The sequence below is a fragment of the Halomonas sp. AOP7-B1-5 genome, assembly GCF_052353045.1.
Taxonomy (GTDB): Bacteria; Pseudomonadota; Gammaproteobacteria; order Pseudomonadales; family Halomonadaceae; genus Vreelandella; species Vreelandella colorata.
This window is the reverse complement of record NZ_JBQTDC010000008.1, coordinates 67,500-84,751: the sequence shown is the minus strand read 5'-3', so window position 1 is coordinate 84,751 and position 17,252 is coordinate 67,500. Positions and strand designations below refer to the sequence as shown.

Genomic DNA, 17,252 nt, shown 5'->3' with positions numbered 1-17,252 from the left:
TTTCGTTGAAATAACGTTATATGGCTTTGCAAGTGCTTGAAGTGTATATCTTTTTTCCTGTTAACTGGGTTGCAACTGTAGGATTTGAAAAGACTTTCTGTTAATTGTCGTTTTGCAGTGATTGCGCAGGAAGGGGGCGAATCGCTATGCTGAGCGACCATTTTCTTGCAGCAGCGGATCGGGCGGGCGCCCTGTTCTAGGCGGTTAAAAAGCTTCATAAAAAAAGAAAAACCTGCCATTAAACCATAAGAACGCTGCTAATAAAATACCTTGACTAGAGGCACGCCCATGAATAGAGGTCTCCACCAGCCTGGCGAGTTTCGCGATAACTGCGGCTTTGGCCTTATTGCGCATATGGAAGGGCAGGCCAGTCACGACTTGCTGAAAACGGCGATCGAATCGCTCACGTGCATGACACACCGGGGCGGTATCGCTGCTGACGGTAAAACCGGCGACGGCTGTGGTCTATTGCTCAAAATGCCGACCCAGTTTATGCGTGAAGCCGCCCAAGAAGCCTTGGGCGTGGCGCTTAATGAGCAGTTCGCGGTAGGCGTTGTATTTCTGCCTAGCGATGATGCTCAGGCAACTGAAGCGCGTGACACTGTCGAGCGCGAGCTGAGCGCACGTGGCCTTCAGGTGGCGGGCTGGCGTGTGGTGCCTACCGATTCAAGCGTATGCGGCCCGATGGCGCTGGACTGCCTACCGCGTATTGAGCAGGTTTTTGTCGAGCCAGGCAAGAGCGAGCAGTTCACCGTGGACCTCTTCATGGCCCGTCGTTACGCCGAGCAGGCGTTGCGCGGCGATGAAGATTTCTATGTGGCGTCGCTCTCGGCGGAAGTGGTGTCTTATAAGGGACTGGTAATGCCGGAAGATCTGCCGGCATTCTATAAGGACTTGAACGACCCGCGTCTGGAAACTGCTATCTGCGTGTTCCACCAGCGCTTCTCGACCAATACCGCACCGCGCTGGCCGCTGGCGCAGCCGTTCCGCTTATTGGCTCACAATGGTGAAATCAATACCATTGAGGCTAACCGCGGGTGGGCTAACTCGCGCAAGGCTAACTTCGTGAGCGAGTATTTGCCCGATATCGATAAGCTCGATGAAGTCGTCAATACCACCGGTTCCGACTCCTCCAGCATGGATAACATGCTCGAAGTGCTGCTGACCGGCGGTATGGAGCTGCATCGTGCCGTGCGTATGATGGTGCCGCCGGCCTGGCAAAACGTTGAAACCATGGACGCGGAGCTGCGCGCCTTTTACGAATACAACTCCATGCATATGGAGCCGTGGGATGGCCCTGCAGGCGTGGTAATGACCGATGGCCGCCAGGCGGTGTGCATGCTGGACCGCAACGGCCTGCGCCCGGCGCGCTGGGTAATCACTAAAAACGGCTATATCACCCTGGCGTCGGAAGTCGGCACCTATGGCTACAAGCCTGAAGACGTCGTCGCTAAAGGGCGCGTGGGTCCGGGGCAAATGCTCGCTGTCGATACCCAGACCGGCGAAGTGCTGCATACCCAGGATATCGATGACCGCCTGAAATCGGCCTACCCCTACAAGCGTTGGCTCAAGCAGGAAGCCAACTACCTTGAGTCGGCACTCACCGAACTTGCAAGTTTCCAGTCCATGGAAGCCGATGCGCTGAATGTGCAGCAGAAAATGTTCCAGGTCAGCTTTGAAGAGCGCGACCAGGTGCTGCGCCCGCTGGCGGAAAGCGGCCAGGAAGCCGTAGGGTCGATGGGTGACGATACGCCCATGGCGGTACTTTCAAGCCGCCCGCGCCTTTTGACCGACTTCTTCCGTCAGAAGTTTGCTCAGGTAACCAATCCGCCGATTGACCCGCTGCGCGAAGCGATCGTGATGTCGCTGGAAACCTGCTGTGGCGCGGAGCTCAATGTCTTTAAGGCAACGCCCGAGCACGCCCATCGCCTGATTCTTACTACGCCGGTGCTTTCACCGCGTAAATTTACCGCGCTGATCGACCAGGACGACCCGGCGTTTGCAAGCTATACGCTGTCCATGGGTTACGATCCCGAGCAGCAAAGCTTGCAGCAGGCGGTCAATGCGCTTTGCCAGGAAGCCGAAGCCCAGGTAAAAGCGGGTAAAGTACTGCTGGTGCTTACCGATGCGGACCTGCCCAAGGGGCTGATTCCCATTCAGGCACCGCTGGCTGTTGGCGCGGTGCACACGCATCTGGGTCGTCTGGCGTTGCGTCCTAATGCCAATATTATCGTTGAAACCGGCTACGCCCGTGATGCGCACCAAATGGCCGTGCTGTTTGGGATTGGTGCCACCGCCGTGTACCCATGGCTTGCCTATCAGGTTATGGCCGATATGCACCGCACCGGCGAGCTTTCCGGTAATCCGGCCGACGGCCGGGAGAACTATCGCAAAGGCCTGCAGAAAGGGCTGTTCAAGATACTCTCCAAAATGGGTATCTCGACGCTGGCTTCATACCGTGGCTCCATGCTGTTTGAAGCCGTCGGGCTTTCAGATGAAGTGATGAACACCTGCTTTGTGGGTATGGCCTCGCGTATACAGGGCGCAGGCTTCGCTGAACTACAGATGCAGCAAGAGCTGTTGGCCAAGGACGCCTGGATTACCCGTAAAGGTATCTCCCAGGGCGGTATGTTCAAGTATGTGCATGGTCATGAGTACCATGCGTACAACCCTGATGTAGTAAAGTCGCTGCAGGCAGCCGTTCAGGAAGGCAGTTACGCCAAGTGGAAAAAATTCGCGCAGCTGGTGAACGAGCGTCCTGTCGCGACCATTCGTGATCTGCTCACGCTTAAAGCCGCTGAAACGCCAATTCCGCTGGATGACGTTGAGCCGGTTGATGCGCTGCTGCCACGTTTTGATAGCGCGGGCATGTCCCTGGGCGCACTCTCACCAGAAGCCCACGAAGCCCTGGCCCAGGCCATGAACGAAGCCGGCGGACGCTCCAACTCCGGCGAAGGCGGCGAAGACCCCGCACGTTACGGCACCATTCGCAGCTCCAAGATCAAGCAGATTGCCTCGGGCCGCTTTGGGGTCACGCCGGCTTATCTGGTCAATGCCGAAGTGCTGCAGATCAAGGTGGCCCAAGGCGCCAAGCCGGGCGAGGGCGGTCAGTTGCCGGGTGGCAAGGTCAACGCGCTTATCGCTCGCCTGCGCCATGCGGTGCCCGGCGTCACGCTGATTTCACCGCCGCCGCACCACGATATCTATTCAATCGAAGACCTGGCACAGCTGATTTTTGACCTCAAGCAGGTTAATCCAGAGGCGCAGGTATCGGTGAAGCTGGTATCCGAGCCGGGTATTGGCACTATCGCCACGGGCGTTGCCAAGGCTTACGCCGACCTCATCACAGTATCTGGATACGATGGCGGCACCGCTGCAAGCCCGCTCACCTCGATCAAGCATGCTGGTTCCCCCTGGGAGCTGGGCTTGCCTGAGGTGCATCAGGCGCTGCGTATCAATGGCCTGCGCGACAAGATTCGTCTGCAGACCGATGGTGGCCTTAAAACCGGCTTAGACGTGGTCAAGGCGGCCATCCTGGGGGCGGAGAGCTTTGGTTTTGGTACCGCGCCAATGGTAGCGCTGGGCTGCAAGTTCCTGCGTATCTGCCACCTGAACAACTGCGCTACTGGGGTTGCCACCCAGGACGACTTCCTGCGCGGCGAGCATTTCCGCGGCACGGTGGATATGGTCAAAAACTACTTCCGCTTTATCGCTGAAGAAGTGCGTGAGCTGATGGCCATGCTAGGCGTGCGCCAGTTGACCGACCTGATCGGGCGTACCGACCTGCTGGAAGTGTTGGAAGGCAATACGGCAAGCCAGCGCAAGCTCGATTTAATGCCGCTGCTGACGAACGATTTTGTACCTGCTGATGCGCCGCAGTTCTGCAAGGTGGGCCGCAACGTACCTCACGACCCGGGTGCTAAAAACCAGGAAGTATTGGCAGCGCTTAAAGAGGCTATCGAGAGCCAGTCGGGCGGTGAGTTCAGCTTCAACATCACTAACTGTGATCGCAGTGTGGGTGCGCTTAGCTCAGGCGCTATCGCCAAGCGTTATGGGGAAGAAGGCCTGGAAAACGCGCCCGTTACCGCACGCTTTACCGGGGTGGCAGGGCAGAGCTTCGGCGTCTGGAATGCCCGCGGCCTGAATCTGTACCTGGAAGGCGATGCCAACGACTACGTGGGCAAGGGCATGAACGGCGGCAAGATCGTGATCGTGCCACCTAAGGTTAGCCAGTTCGAAAGCCATAAAACCGCGATTATCGGTAACACCTGCCTGTATGGCGCAACCGGCGGCACGTTGATGGCCGCGGGCACCGCAGGCGAGCGTTTTGCGGTGCGTAACTCAGGCGCCACGGCGGTGATTGAAGGCGCTGGCGACCACTGCTGCGAATACATGACCGGTGGTCTGGTATGCGTGCTGGGTGAAACGGGCGTTAACTTTGGTGCAGGTATGACCGGTGGATTTGCCTACGTGCTGGATGAAGACCGTACCTTCGTGGACAAGTACAACCACGAGCTGGTCGAAATTCATCGCATTAGTACGGAAGCCATGGAGGCGTATCGCCGCCATCTTCGCGAGCTGATTACCACCTATGTCGAAGAGACGGGTTCCAGCCGTGGGGCCGCGATTTTAGAAGACTTTAGCGACTACCTGCGTCATTTCTGGCTGGTGAAGCCAAAAGCGGCAAGCCTGGGCAGTCTGCTGGATCAATCTCGGCGTCAGCCGCAATAAACCGCCTGTGTCTACGCTTCGAGGAGAGAAATCATGGCTAACCGTTTAAACAACGATTTCCAGTTTGTTGATGTGGGTCGTCAAGACCCACAGAAAAAAGCCGCCCATACGCGTGCCAAAGAATTCGCTGAGATTTACGAACCGTTCAAACCCACTGATGCGGCAAGCCAGGCGCATCGCTGCCTGCATTGCGGCAACCCTTACTGTGAGTGGAAATGCCCGGTTCACAATTACATTCCCAACTGGCTACAGCTGGTCGTGGAAGGCAACATCATCGAAGCCGCTGAGCTTTCGCATAAAACCAACTCGCTGCCCGAAGTATGTGGCCGCGTATGCCCGCAAGATCGGCTGTGTGAAGGCGACTGCACGCTCAATGACGGCTTTGGCGCGGTCACCATCGGTTCTGTCGAGAAGTACATTACCGATACTGCGTTTGCCATGGGCTGGCGCCCGGACATGTCCAAGGTCGTGTGGACGGATAAAAAAGTCGCGATTGTCGGCGCCGGGCCTGCCGGGCTTGGCTGTGCCGATATTCTGGCGCGCAACGGCGTCAAGCCCGTGGTATTTGATAAGTACCCGGAAATCGGTGGCCTGTTAACCTTCGGCATTCCTGAGTTCAAGCTTGAAAAGAACGTGATGGAGCGTCGTCGGGCGGTATTCGAGGAAATGGGTATCGAGTTTCGCCTGAATACCGAAATCGGTACGGATATCGAGTTCGATACGCTGCTCCAGGAGTACGACGCGGTTTTCCTGGGCATGGGGACGTATAAATACATGGAAGGCGGCTTCCCCGGTGAAGACCTGCCCGGCGTGTACAAGGCGCTCGATTTCCTGATCGCTAACGTCAACCGCTGCCTGGGATTCGAAAAAGATCCCAACGATTACATCTCGATGGAAGGCAAGCGCGTCGTTGTTCTCGGCGGTGGCGATACCGCCATGGACTGTAACCGCACCTCGATCCGCCAGGGTGCTGCGAGCGTTACCTGTGCTTATCGCCGTGACGAAGAGAACATGCCCGGCTCTCGCCGTGAAGTAACCAACGCGCGCGAAGAGGGCGTCGAGTTCCTGTTCAACCGCCAGCCGGTGGCGGTGGTGGGCGAAGAGAAGGTTGAAGGCGTGAAGGTTGTGCGCACTCGACTCGGCGAGCCTGACGAAAACGGTCGCCGCCGCCCTGAGGTGGTACCAGGTTCTGAAGAGATTATTGCCGCCGATGCCGTGGTCGTAGCGTTTGGTTTCCAGGCAAGCCCTGCGCCCTGGTTTGAGGGCTCGCGCATTGATCTGAACGAGCGTGACCTGGTAAAAGCCCCAGAGCACGGCCAGTTCGCCTTTCAGACCAGCAATGAAAAAATCTTTGCCGGCGGCGATATGGTGCGCGGCTCTGACCTGGTGGTCACGGCTATTTATGAAGGCCGCCAGGCCGCAGAAGGCATCATGAACTACCTGGGCGTGTAATTCACCTTTACTCCAGCTGTCCGGGGCCTTAATTGGCTCCGCGACTACCCCGGCATCAGGCAAACGCGAGACTCCCCAGCCTTTGATTCGACATACTGCTAGTGTGCTCCTCGCACCGATTTCGGCGTACAGCCGAAAAACTTTGTGAAGGCGGCAGTGAAATTATTTGGGTGCTGGTAGCCGACCTGATAGGCCGATTCCGATACCCGATATCCTGCGGCCAGTAATTCTTGCGCTCGCTGCATGCGCATTGCTAGCAGGTGTTGGGCAGGGCTTGTGTCATAGGCTTGGCGAAAGCACCCCTTGAGTTTGTATTCACTGATACCAAGTTTGGCGCACAAGTAGGCATTGTTTAGAGGCTGATCCAAGTGCGCACGCATATAGGCTTCGATTCTTTCAAGCAAGTCCACGTCTCGCCCGATAATTCGTTCTTTCTGCCCCTCCGCAGGGGTTAGCAGGTTGAGTTGTTCGCCGAGTAAGCTGAGGGCATGGATACGCTGGCGTAATCCGTCCTGCTCACCTACCCACGGGTGCTTGTAAAAGCTTAGATGTTGACTGGCGCGGCTGTTAACGTGAGATAGTTGGCGAAAGCTTTCATTGTGACGCAAGGGCTTACCGAGCAGTTGGTCACAGCGCTGTGGTCCGATATAACGCCTTAATGCCGATTCCGATACCACTAATCGTAACTGCTGAGTCTGCTTGTCGGCGGCGTAGCGGCGCTCACCACCCCCTTCCTGAAATACAGACACTGTCGTTTGGTTAGCCGAGAAGTGCAGACGATTGCCTGTACGGTCAAGAAACTCTGATTGACCAGATAAGCCGAAAGTAATCACCAGGGTGCGCTCATTGCCTTCGTGTTGACAGACTTCACGTAATACACGTCCAGACGAGATTTTGGAACGAACAACGGAAAAGCCTGCTTCGCAATCCAGCCGCTCAATCAGGGTATGGCGATGGGGTAAATCGCACTTATGGGAAACCCATTCAGTTAGATGTTGAGCAGTGGTCAACGTTGGGCGTGACAAATTATTCACAGCAAAGCCTTCCTTATTTCCATCCTACTGAGTGCTCTCTATTGCAGAGCATCCAATCATTGCAGAACCAGTCGCCTTGTGATTGAGCTCATAAGAGCACAAGCCCCATAGGCATAAAAACAGCCTAGTCGGAATAGGATATGAATAACGCTGGATGCAATATTAAATGAGAATGATGTGTATTTATTTTGAAAGTATCATTCGTTGACTGCTCAGCCAAGTGGAAGTTGCCGCTTACACACCGTCTGAGTTGGTGTTGAGCGGGGAGTGTGTTTTTAGGGCATATCCGTTTCAGTGTATGTGGTCAAAAGAGGAGGAACTGATGATTTCGATCCTTGTAATATCATCGCTGACAGGCAAATACCCATCATTAGTCTCTGCGCTGACTAACGCGAAGGAGAATTCATGAACCCGGTTCTCTGGCGCTTGTCGCGGCCTTTGCGTCCTTCGATTTTACTGGCTGCGTTCGGCCAAGTGGTTGTCACCGCCTGTCATGTTGGTCAGGCGCTATGCTTAGCCAGTGCTTTGGCCGGGCTATTCGCTGACCAGCCATTGTCCGAACTATGGTGGCCGCTGTCGGTTTTTTTTGTTTTTACTTGGCTACGCATCGTGCTGATGGGGTTGTCTGAAGCACTCGCTATGCGTGTGGCAGGGCTTGCCCGGCACTACTTGCGTCAGCGCCTGATTGGTCAGGTATTACGTGTGGCGGCTGATCCGGCCAGCGACCGAGATAGCGGGGAACTGAGTACCACCTTGGTGCAGTCGGTGGAAGCCTTGCAAGCCTATTACAGCCGTTATGTGCCTGCAGTGCTGGGTGCGGTGTTTGGTGGCGGGGGTGTGCTACTGCTAATGGCGTATTTCGATAGCCGTTCTGCCCTTGTGGCTGCTCTTGCTGCGCTGGCGCTACCCTTTACTGATCGCCTCTGGTTGCGTTGGCGGCGCGCTTCTGCAGGTGGGTTGTTCGCGAGTATGGGGCGTTTTTCCGCGTATTTGCTCGACAGCTTGCGCGGCGTCACCACGCTCAAGGCCTTCAATGCTCAGACCCGGCGCCGTCAGGTACTCAGTCAACAGGCACGGGATCTGCGTGAGCAGGCCATGGGTGTGCTTTACGCCATTCTCATGCGTAACGGCGCAACAGGGCTGCTTAGCTTGGGTGGTTTAGCGTTGGTGACTGCGCTTAGCGCTCAGCGCGCCGTTGCCGGTGAGCTATCGCCGTTTGCGTTGTTGGCCGTTGTGCTGCTGGCCCGCGAGGCCTTCGGTACGCTGGAAAAGCTTGATAAGACCTTCCACATTGCATGGTCGGGTAATGCGGCGGCGGCCCCCGTCATTCGTTTACTTGACGCTATACCTGGGGTGCCAGAGCCGATTGAGGCCCGGGCTTTACCGACCCATCATGGAGTGGCCTTTGATAGCGTTAGTTATACCTGGCCGGGTGGCTGCGAACCTGCGTTGCACAATGTGAATTTTACGCTTGAGCCTGGTGAGTTCGTGGCTGTGGTAGGGCCCTCTGGCGCAGGAAAATCGACCCTGGCAGCTCTATTGATGCGCTTTGTTGCACCTGACTGCGGCCGCGTCAGCCTGGGCGGCGTTGATCTTCGCGATTTGCGCGTCAATGACGTATACGAAAACGTCAGTGGCGTGTTCCAACATAGTGTGCTGCTGCATGGCAGCATCGAAGAGAACTTGAGGATGGGGGCTCCTCAAGCCAGTGATGAGGATCTGGCTGAGGCATGCCGGGTAGCGTCACTGGAATCGTGGATTTCAAGTCTTGAAAAAGGCGTTGCCACTGCCGTGGGAGAAGGCGGCGCGCGACTTTCTGGCGGTCAGCGACAGCGCATAGCTATCGCACGTGCTTGGCTAAAAAATACACCGGTCATGGTGTTGGACGAGGCGACCGCGAACGTGGACGTTGCCAGCGAAACCCACATTGGAGAGGCCATCGAGCGGCTTCGCGGTCAGCGTTCGCTACTGGTGATTGCACATCGTCTAGCCAACGTTCGGAATGCCGACCGCATTCTGGTGCTTGATCGTGGTCGTTTAGTTGAGATCGGTGATCACCACAACCTACTGACCCGAAATGGCCTCTATGCGCGCCTCTGGAACCGGCAGCACGCCCACGAAGCGTCGCCCCAAACCGAGGAAGAACTAATATGAAAGTCAATGCCCACGAAATTCCCCAGGGGCCGCGTAGCACATGGGGTGACCTGTTACGCCTTTCCGCTGGCCAGCCGCGCCTGCTAGCACTCACTATCGCTGCTACGCTCATTGCCCAGGCTGGCATGGTGACAAGCCTTGCGTTGGGTGCCTGGCTAGCAGGTTTGGCGCTGACGGGTGCACCGGAGAGCCTCTGGCAACCCGTGCTTTGGGGCATGCTTGTCAGCGCCGTTGCTGGGGCCGGTGGTCGCTGGTGGCAGGCACATATCTCCCATGCCTTTGCTTTTGCTCTGATCGAAACGCTGCAGGTGGGCATTTACGACGGTCTAGAGCGTGCCGCCCCAGGTGGTTTGTCCGACACCCGCAGCGGCGAGCAGGCCAACGTGGCGCTGAACGATGCTCAGGCGCTGGAACACTTTTTTGCCCACACCCTGGCCGATACCATCGCTGCAGTTGTGGTACCGCTGTTGGCACTGCTGGCGCTGGCCTGGATACAGCCTTGGCTTACTTTAGTGTTACTGCCATTTCTGCCGACTCTGACCAGCGTGCCATTCTGGCTGGGGGAGCGTGCTTTTCGCCAGGGGCGCGAGATGAATGCCGCGCTAGCGGGACTAAACGCTGAAGTGATTGAGGGCATTGAGGCGCGTCGAGAGATCCTCTTGTTCAATCAGGAGGCGGCTTGGCGCGCTCGGCTGGGGCAGTATCTGGCGCGGCTGAAGAGCGAGCAGCGTCGTTACGCCTTGCGAACAGGCGCGGAGCAAGGCGGTATAGAGCTGATCCAGTCCTTAGCATTGATCACCGCGCTGGTGGCCAGCGCAGTGTTGCTTGAATATCAAGCCCTAGCGTTGGCTCAAGTTCCGCTATCGGTCGTGCTGGTAGGCGCGGCACTGCTACCTTTGGCAGAGGTAGCGCGCAGTGCCAGCCAACTGGGTGCAGTGCGCGCCAGTGCGGCACGGGTGTTGGCGTTGCTGCATCAGCGTTCGCCGATTCAGGACAATGGCCAGCGATTGCCTAAGGATGCCAGCATCGAATTCAACCAAGTGGTGTTCGCCCATTCCGAGCGCCCTGTGCTGCAGGGTGTCAACTTCCGGGTAGAAACGGGTGAGATGGTCGCACTGGTTGGCCCCTCTGGATCTGGCAAGACCACCTGCGCCAACTTACTAATGCGCTTCTATGAGGTGCAGAGCGGCACAGTGAAGCTGGGCAGCGAAGATCTGCGTGATATTCCCCTATCCGAGCTGCGCCACTGGATCGCCTGGGTTGGTCAGGAGGCCTACTTGTTTGACGACAGTATCGAGGGCAACTTGCGCTTGGGCAAACCAGAGGCGACGCAGCAGGAAATCGAAATCGCTGCGCATCAGGCCCAGGCCCACGATTTCATTCAGGCCCTACCTGAGGGCTACCAAACGCGTTGCGGCGCGAATGGTGCGCGGCTTTCAGGTGGTCAGCGTCAGCGTATCGCCATCGCCCGGGCACTGCTGTCTCAAGCGCCCGTGCTGGTAATGGATGAAGCTTCATCCAGCCTCGATGCTGACAGTGAACATGCCCTGCAGCAGGCCTTGTTGGCGCTTCGTGGGCAGTACACGCTACTGGTGGTAGCACATCGTCCAAGCACCATTGCTCAGGCTGACAGGGTCGTACTCCTGCAGGATGGCTGCATTCTCGATCAGGGCTCTCATGAGCAGTTGCTGCACCGTTGCGAGCAATATGTCCAGTTGCTCGCGCAGCCAGCCAGCGCTTAAAAACACATGCTTAGCAACGAGTACCTTAAGCGTTTAGCTCCAGAAACTTAAAACCTGGGAATACCGACATGAAAGCCCCCGCCATTTCGTACTGGTCGTTGCAGTTGCTGCTCGGCTGGATCAACTTCGCTATGACCGCACCAATGATCTATCTCTACCTAGGGTTACCGCTGGTGATGCGCCAGCAGGGGTGGTCCGGCACCGCCATCGGCCTCTTCCAATTGGCAGGGTTGCCGGCCGTGCTCAAGTTCGTATTGGCTGCTCCGGTAGATCGCTGGGCGCGAGATACCGCCGGTTATCGGCGCTGGAGCTTAGTACTGTTGGTCGGTTATGCCGCAAGCCTTGTAGCGCTGGCGGGGCTCGACATAGGAAAAACGGGCTTCACGACGTTATTCGCCCTGGCGATGCTGGCTAGCTTATTCGGCACTTGGGCCGACGCGCCGGTCAATGCCTTGGCTATTCGCTGTTTACCCGAGACTGAACGTATGCGCGCAGGCACTATCCGTTCAGCCGCCAGTTCATTGGGGGCAGTGTTCGGGGGTGGTGCGATGCTCATTTTGCATGATCGTGTTGGCTGGTCTTGGCCGTTCTTTGTGCTGGGGGTTGGACTGTTGTTGGCCCTTGTCGGACTTTATCTCATACGCCCAGTGCATCTTGATACGATAGCGACACCCAAACGCTCAGAGGTGGGGGTGCGCCAATGGGTTGGCTATTTCGCTTCTGCTCAGCGTCGCCGTTGGGTGGTCGTGTTGATGCTCTATTTCCCCTTTATTGGCACTGCCTGGGTATACCTTAAACCGTTACTGCTCGATCAAGGACTGCCGTCCGGTCAGGTGGCCGTGGTAGCTGGTTTGCTGGGTGGCGTGGTCGGTGCTTTGGGCAGTCTGCTAGGCGGTTATGTCACTTACCGTCGTGGTTTGCACTATGCCCTGCCTGGCTTTGCAATGCTCGCCCTCGTTGCCTTGGCTGCATTATCGGCGGCGTTGGCCAGCCATGCGAGCTTGCCGTTGCTAACTGCCTGCACCGTGCTTCTGGCGCTGGCCATGGGCGCCTCGGCTGGATTAGTGTTTGGCATGATGATGTACTACACCCGTGAAGGTTTGACGGCTGTGGACTATGGTCTGCAATCGAGTCTATTCGTGCTCACGCGTACGGTTGTGCCCATGCTCGCAGGGCTGCTGCTTGACCATTTCGGGTATCTGGGCATGTTAAGCGCTCTGATGGCTGGCATGCTGGGAATAGGTTACTGGAGCCTGCGATTTGTGCGGGGCATGGGCGAGATGCCACCAAAGATGGGGCGTGTCGCCTGATTCCCGAACCGTTGTGGTCACTATAGTGGGGTACTGCGGAGCTAGGTCGGTTGTGCTGAGAACATCGTGATGTTAGCCGTGTCCGGTGTCGACTTCCGGCACCACTGACATGCCGACTTTTAACTGTTGGGCTTGAGGTTGACCTGGATCGATGGCGATGCGCACCGGTAGACGTTGGACGATCTTGGTGAAATTACCTGTGGCGTTGTGGGGTTGAATGGCTGAAAAGCTCACCGAGCTGGCTGGGCCTAGGCTATCCACTCTGCCGGTTAGGGTGATGTTGGGGAGAGCATCGATGGTGAAACTTACCGGTTGGCTGGGCCGCATACGGGCGATTTGTGTTTCACGGAAATTGGCGGTGATATAGAGATTGTCCAGAGGAACTAAGGTCAGCAGCGTTTCACCGATTTTCATATAGCCGCCGAGGCGCACCACTTTCTGAGCGACGATACCTTTCACCGGTGCTGTAATGTGGGTGTAGGATAATGCCAATTCCGCTGCGTCCAGTTTGGCCTGAGCGATGTTTTGCGCCGCTTGGGCTTTCTCTAGGTCGGCCTGCAACACTTCCAACGCCTGTTGGGTAGCGGTATAGGCGGCCTGGTCGCCGATCAGGGTGGCCCTTGATGCAGCTAACTCTGCCTCTGCCCTTTGCAGCGACTGAACGGTACCGGCACCGCGGGCGCGCAGGTTGAGGTAGCGTTCTCGCTCCTGTCGAGCCAGTGTCACTGCGGCCTGATCGACGTCAAGTTTTGCCTGTGCTTGATGAATGCGACTTTCCTGACGCACGATTTGCGCTTGTAGACTGACGATTTCCGCAGCTGCCTGGGCCAGTCCAGCACTTGCTTCTTCCACCTTAGCTCGTGTATCGCTGTCATCGATCTCTACTAGCAGGTCGCCGACGCTCACCGTCTGGTTTTCTTCCACCAGTACCCGCTGTACACGACCGGCAACCTGCGACGCCACCCGTGTTAGATCTGCCTGTATATAAGCATCGTTGGTGGATTGATATCTGGCGGCGCTTTCCGGGCGGTTCAGCGCATAGACACCCGTAATTGCCAGGGCCAGGAGTATCAGAATGAAAGGAGTTCGCAAGCGACGTAATGAGGTCATGGCTATTATTCCGGTGAACGAGAGGGAGGTGACGGTGGCGTTACGGGCGTGAGACAGAGCGTCAGCGGAATCAGCATCAGGGCAAGCACGCTAAGTGCCCGGTAAGCGTCGGCGGTGGCCAGCGTGACGGCTTGGGTAGTGACGGCGTCGGACAACGTCATCAGTTGGTCTTCATGCATTCCTAGGGCGGCGCCAGCTCGAGCCATGCTGTCCAGCAACATGTCGCTGTGAAAATGGCTTTGAATCAGTATCAACTGAGTGACCAGCGCGCTGCCCAGGGCGGTGCCGAAGGCGCGCAGCATATTCACCAGCCCGGATACGAAGGGGCCTTCCATTGGCTGTACCACACTGGTAGCCAGAAATAGCAGTGAGACCACCGCCATTGGCTGGCCGATCGCTTGCAGTGCTTGTACAGCGACGAACTGGTGCCACATCCATTCACTGGTGATTTGGGCGCCTAGCCAGCAGGCTATCGCCACAATCAGCAGGCCAGTGGCAAATACCTTGCGTGCATCCATCCAAGGCTGGTATAGAAGCAGAGCCACCAGGGAGCCGAGCACCAACTGTGGTAGCCCGATGGTGAGCCCAACGGCACTGGATTGCAGTGGTCTATAACCTTGCACTTGGGCGAGAAAATTAAGCGGCAGTAGAGCGCCGGACATCAGCACAACCAACAGCCCAACAAACAGGGTGAAGCCCAGCCCAAGGTTGCGCCGGGAAAGCAGTTGAAGGCGGATAAAAGGGCTGGGATGATGCCACTCGCTGAGCAGACCGGCGAAGGTGGCGATTAGGCCGCCAGCAAGTGCACTGCAGATCAGTGTTGAATGAAACCAGCCAAGACGTACACCCTGACTGAGAACTATCGCAAGCAGCGCTAATCCGGTAACCAGACAAATATGGCCGATCCAGTTGCCCTGACCGAAGCGCTCATGGCGTGGTGGATCCTGAGGGAGGCCCCATGCACATAGCGCTAAGCTGAACATACCCAGCGGAACGATTTGCCAGTAGACCCACCGCCAGTCGAACAACTGATCTGTCCACACGCCAGCCAGCCACACCGCCAGATTGGGTGCTAGGGTGGCAGTCATGGCGAATAGCGCCAAACCGTGCAGGCGAATATGAAACGGCAGAAAACGCAGCGCTGCCATCATCAGTGTCGGGATCAGACCGCCAGCGACGGCACCTTGCAGACCGCGCAGTAGGAGCATGGACGGTAGCGACTGGGCAAAGGGCAGTAGTAATCCGAGCAGCGTGGCAGCGGAGATTAACACCAGTTGATAACGGCGCAGTGATAGGGTGATGGCGAACCAGGCGGCAAACGGTTGTACCGTGATTTCGCCAACGAGATAGACGGTATCCAGCCAGGAGGCAGCGTCGGCACCCAAACCATGGGCGCCGCGAATATCTGGCAATGATAAGGCAGGAACCCGGTTGTTAAATCCTGCCATGATGGCTGCGATGAATACGCCGGTCAGCCCGGCGATAAGCCGAGGGCCAAAAACAGGCTGGGCTGGGGTGGCGGTGCGGGTATTAGGCATGGAGAGCGCTCCGGCGATCACAATCGCCAAGTGAAGCGCATTCCTACCTCCCGGGGCGGGCTGTAGATGGTGACGAAGCCGTTCTGGTAGCCCACGGCGTCATAGCGCTTATCGCCGATGTTGTCGGCGTAGGCGGCGAGCTCCCAATCACCTAACTGATAGCCAGCGACCAAGTTGAGCAGTGCATAGTCGTTACGCTCGTATTGGTTGGCGGCGTCTAGGTAGACTTTGCTGCTACCGACCAGGCTGCCCTGGGTGTACCAGCCTTCTGGATCGTCGTAGCGTAGGCTCAAATAACCGGTAAAATCGGGAGCGAAAGGATTGTGATTACCAGCGTAGTCGGCTGAGCCATCTTGGAATTGATCAAATCGGGTATGGTTCCAGGCTAACCCCCCTTTAATTTGCCACCCATCGCCAAGCAGATAGTCAAGGTCGAGTTCTACCCCTTTAGAGGTGGCTGTGGCAGCATTGGTGATGTACATCATGCCGGCGGTGGGCATTTGCATGACTTGCATGTTGTCGATGTCCATCAGATAGGCGGCGAGAGAGTAACGCAGGCGCCCTTCGGCTAGCCAACCCTTAGCGCCGGTCTCGTAGGACCAAGTTTTCTCTGGACCGAAGGACTGATAGTTCGTTGCGGGGGATAATATATTGAACCCACCGCTACGCACGCCTCGCGAGATACTGGCGTACCACTGATTGCGTGGGCTGATTTCATATTGCAACGCGATCTTGGGCGAAAAGTGCGACCATGATTCCGACCGGCTTGCCGCACCACGTGGGTGTAGTTCCACCTGATTGTGCTCAATGCGCCCACCGGTAGAAAGGCGCCAGTGTTGTGCCAAGGGTAGGTTCCAATGGGTAAACAGGGCTGTCGTTTGGCTTTCCTGATTGGCATGAAGATCCACAGAGCCCATCATATTTTTGCTGATACTATGCAGCCGGTTATCACTGCTATCGCCGTAGACGCCGAGCAACCACTCTGTCTCGCCAAGAGCACCCTCTAAGCGAAGCTCCTGGGATAGCGTGCGTAGCCGGTTGTCACGACCTACGTGCAAGATATCCTCGGCCCTGAAATCGGTATCCTGCTGTATATGATCCCGGAAATCATTCCAGGCAGTGACGGAATGGAGACTCAAGTCCGAGGCGAATTCATGTTCCGCGGTTAGTGCTAGGGTTTGCCCCCAGGATCGGTTCCAACTTGGGGTGCCTGAGGCAACAGTGGCACGATGCGCGCTAGGTGCCCCCCAGCGGGATGCACCATCATCATACTCTTGGCGCGTATAGCGCAGTGCCAAATCAGTCGCATCACCAGGCGTCCAGCGCAGCCCTAGGTTGAGATCGTGCCGATTGCGGTCATCTTCATTACTGCCGGTGTGGATGTTGTCGATAAAACCATCCTCACTCGACGTGCTACCCGCAATACTGGCATAGAGATTGTCCTGAACGATGGGGTGACTGACGGCGAAGCGAACGGCTCGATGGCCATGGTTGCCGGCTTCACCGCTAACAGTGGCGCGAGGTTGGTTGTCCATCGGCTGGGTGTGGATAGCAATGACGCCAGCTTCGGCATTACTGCCATAGAGTGTGGACTGAGGGCCGCGTAGTATCTCGATTCGGTCGACGTTAAGTAGGCTGCTCTCGAATCCCTGAGCAGACAGTGTTGGTACACCATCCACCAGAAGCAACGTTGAGGTGGAAAAGGTGTTGAAGTTAGCCGTTAGTCCCCTCATTACGGGAGAATTCATGCCGGCCTGTCCGAATGGCTGAAACGATAACCCAGGAACCCGTCCCTCTAACTGTTCGAGGCTGGTCAGGCCCGCTGCTTCAATTTCAGAACCATCAATCACCGCGACACTGGCAGCCACATTTTCCAGTGGCTGCTCGGTTTTTTCCGCGGTCACCGTTATCGGTGTGAGGGTGGCGGGGGCTTCACCCTCTGTCGTTATTGCTGAGTTTGTCGTATTCGCCCACCCGGGGACGGCTTGCAGGCAACTCATCATGGCTGCCAAATGGAAAATTCGACGTCGCTTGTGCTGCATCTTTCGTTTCCCCTTATTCCCTTATGTTATTTCATTACGTGCTAATTTCCCCGCTACAATCTCATCGGTACGGGGAATACGCTGAGAACAAGGATACTCTTAAGGCAAATAGCAATCATTGCTATTAAGTATGGTGGTT

At 56.8% G+C, this 17,252-nt stretch carries 9 protein-coding genes; 5 read left to right on the top strand and 4 right to left on the bottom strand.

Annotation, left to right across the window (positions count from 1 at the left end; genetic code table 11):
• The first annotated feature begins 288 nt into the window (after window positions 1-288).
• Both gltB and ACT3XD_RS06570 read left to right on the top strand, forming a co-directional pair.
• The gene (gene gltB / locus ACT3XD_RS06575; protein WP_192537408.1) at window positions 289-4,731 is read left to right on the top strand and encodes a glutamate synthase large subunit; all 4,443 of its coding nucleotides are present in this window, start codon (window positions 289-291) and stop codon (window positions 4,729-4,731) included.
• Between the two features lie 33 nt (window positions 4,732-4,764).
• Window positions 4,765-6,183, top strand: a complete 1,419-nt coding sequence (locus ACT3XD_RS06570; RefSeq protein WP_192537407.1) for an FAD-dependent oxidoreductase — start codon at window positions 4,765-4,767, stop codon at window positions 6,181-6,183.
• A gap of 98 nt (window positions 6,184-6,281) precedes the next feature.
• Here ACT3XD_RS06570 and ACT3XD_RS06565 read toward each other — a convergent pair whose 3' ends face one another.
• Window positions 6,282-7,217, bottom strand: coding sequence for a helix-turn-helix transcriptional regulator (locus tag ACT3XD_RS06565; RefSeq protein ID WP_192537406.1), 936 nt, complete (start codon window positions 7,215-7,217; stop codon window positions 6,282-6,284).
• Between the two features lie 405 nt (window positions 7,218-7,622).
• On the opposite strand from ACT3XD_RS06565, the gene ACT3XD_RS06560 reads away from it, so the two are divergent.
• The 3 genes from ACT3XD_RS06560 (at window position 7,623) to ACT3XD_RS06550 (ending at window position 12,423) form a co-directional block, all read left to right on the top strand.
• Window positions 7,623-9,371: an ABC transporter ATP-binding protein gene (locus ACT3XD_RS06560; RefSeq protein WP_192537405.1), complete on the top strand. Its 1,749-nt coding sequence runs from the start codon at window positions 7,623-7,625 to the stop codon at window positions 9,369-9,371.
• A complete protein-coding gene (locus ACT3XD_RS06555) occupies window positions 9,368-11,113 on the top strand; it encodes an ABC transporter ATP-binding protein (RefSeq protein ID WP_192537404.1) in 1,746 nt (581 codons plus the stop codon). The genes ACT3XD_RS06560 and ACT3XD_RS06555 overlap by 4 nt, the downstream gene beginning before the upstream one ends.
• 68 nt (window positions 11,114-11,181) lie before the next feature.
• A complete protein-coding gene (locus ACT3XD_RS06550; RefSeq protein WP_087107926.1) occupies window positions 11,182-12,423 on the top strand; it encodes an MFS transporter in 1,242 nt (413 codons plus the stop codon).
• A gap of 72 nt (window positions 12,424-12,495) precedes the next feature.
• On the opposite strand, the gene ACT3XD_RS06545 is transcribed toward ACT3XD_RS06550, so the two are convergent.
• Genes ACT3XD_RS06545 through ACT3XD_RS06535 form a run of 3 tightly spaced genes read right to left on the bottom strand, consistent with a single transcriptional unit; the run spans window position 12,496 to window position 17,113 of the window.
• Entirely contained in the window at window positions 12,496-13,515 is a 1,020-nt protein-coding gene (locus ACT3XD_RS06545) for an HlyD family secretion protein (protein WP_225736082.1), read from the bottom strand.
• A 23-nt stretch (window positions 13,516-13,538) separates the two neighbouring features.
• Window positions 13,539-15,071 (bottom strand): MFS transporter, encoded by a 1,533-nt coding sequence (locus ACT3XD_RS06540; protein WP_087107930.1) that lies wholly within the window; start codon window positions 15,069-15,071, stop codon window positions 13,539-13,541.
• 17 nt (window positions 15,072-15,088) lie between these two features.
• Window positions 15,089-17,113, bottom strand: a complete 2,025-nt coding sequence (locus tag ACT3XD_RS06535; protein ID WP_225736081.1) for a TonB-dependent receptor — start codon at window positions 17,111-17,113, stop codon at window positions 15,089-15,091.
• Window positions 17,114-17,252 lie beyond the last annotated feature (139 nt).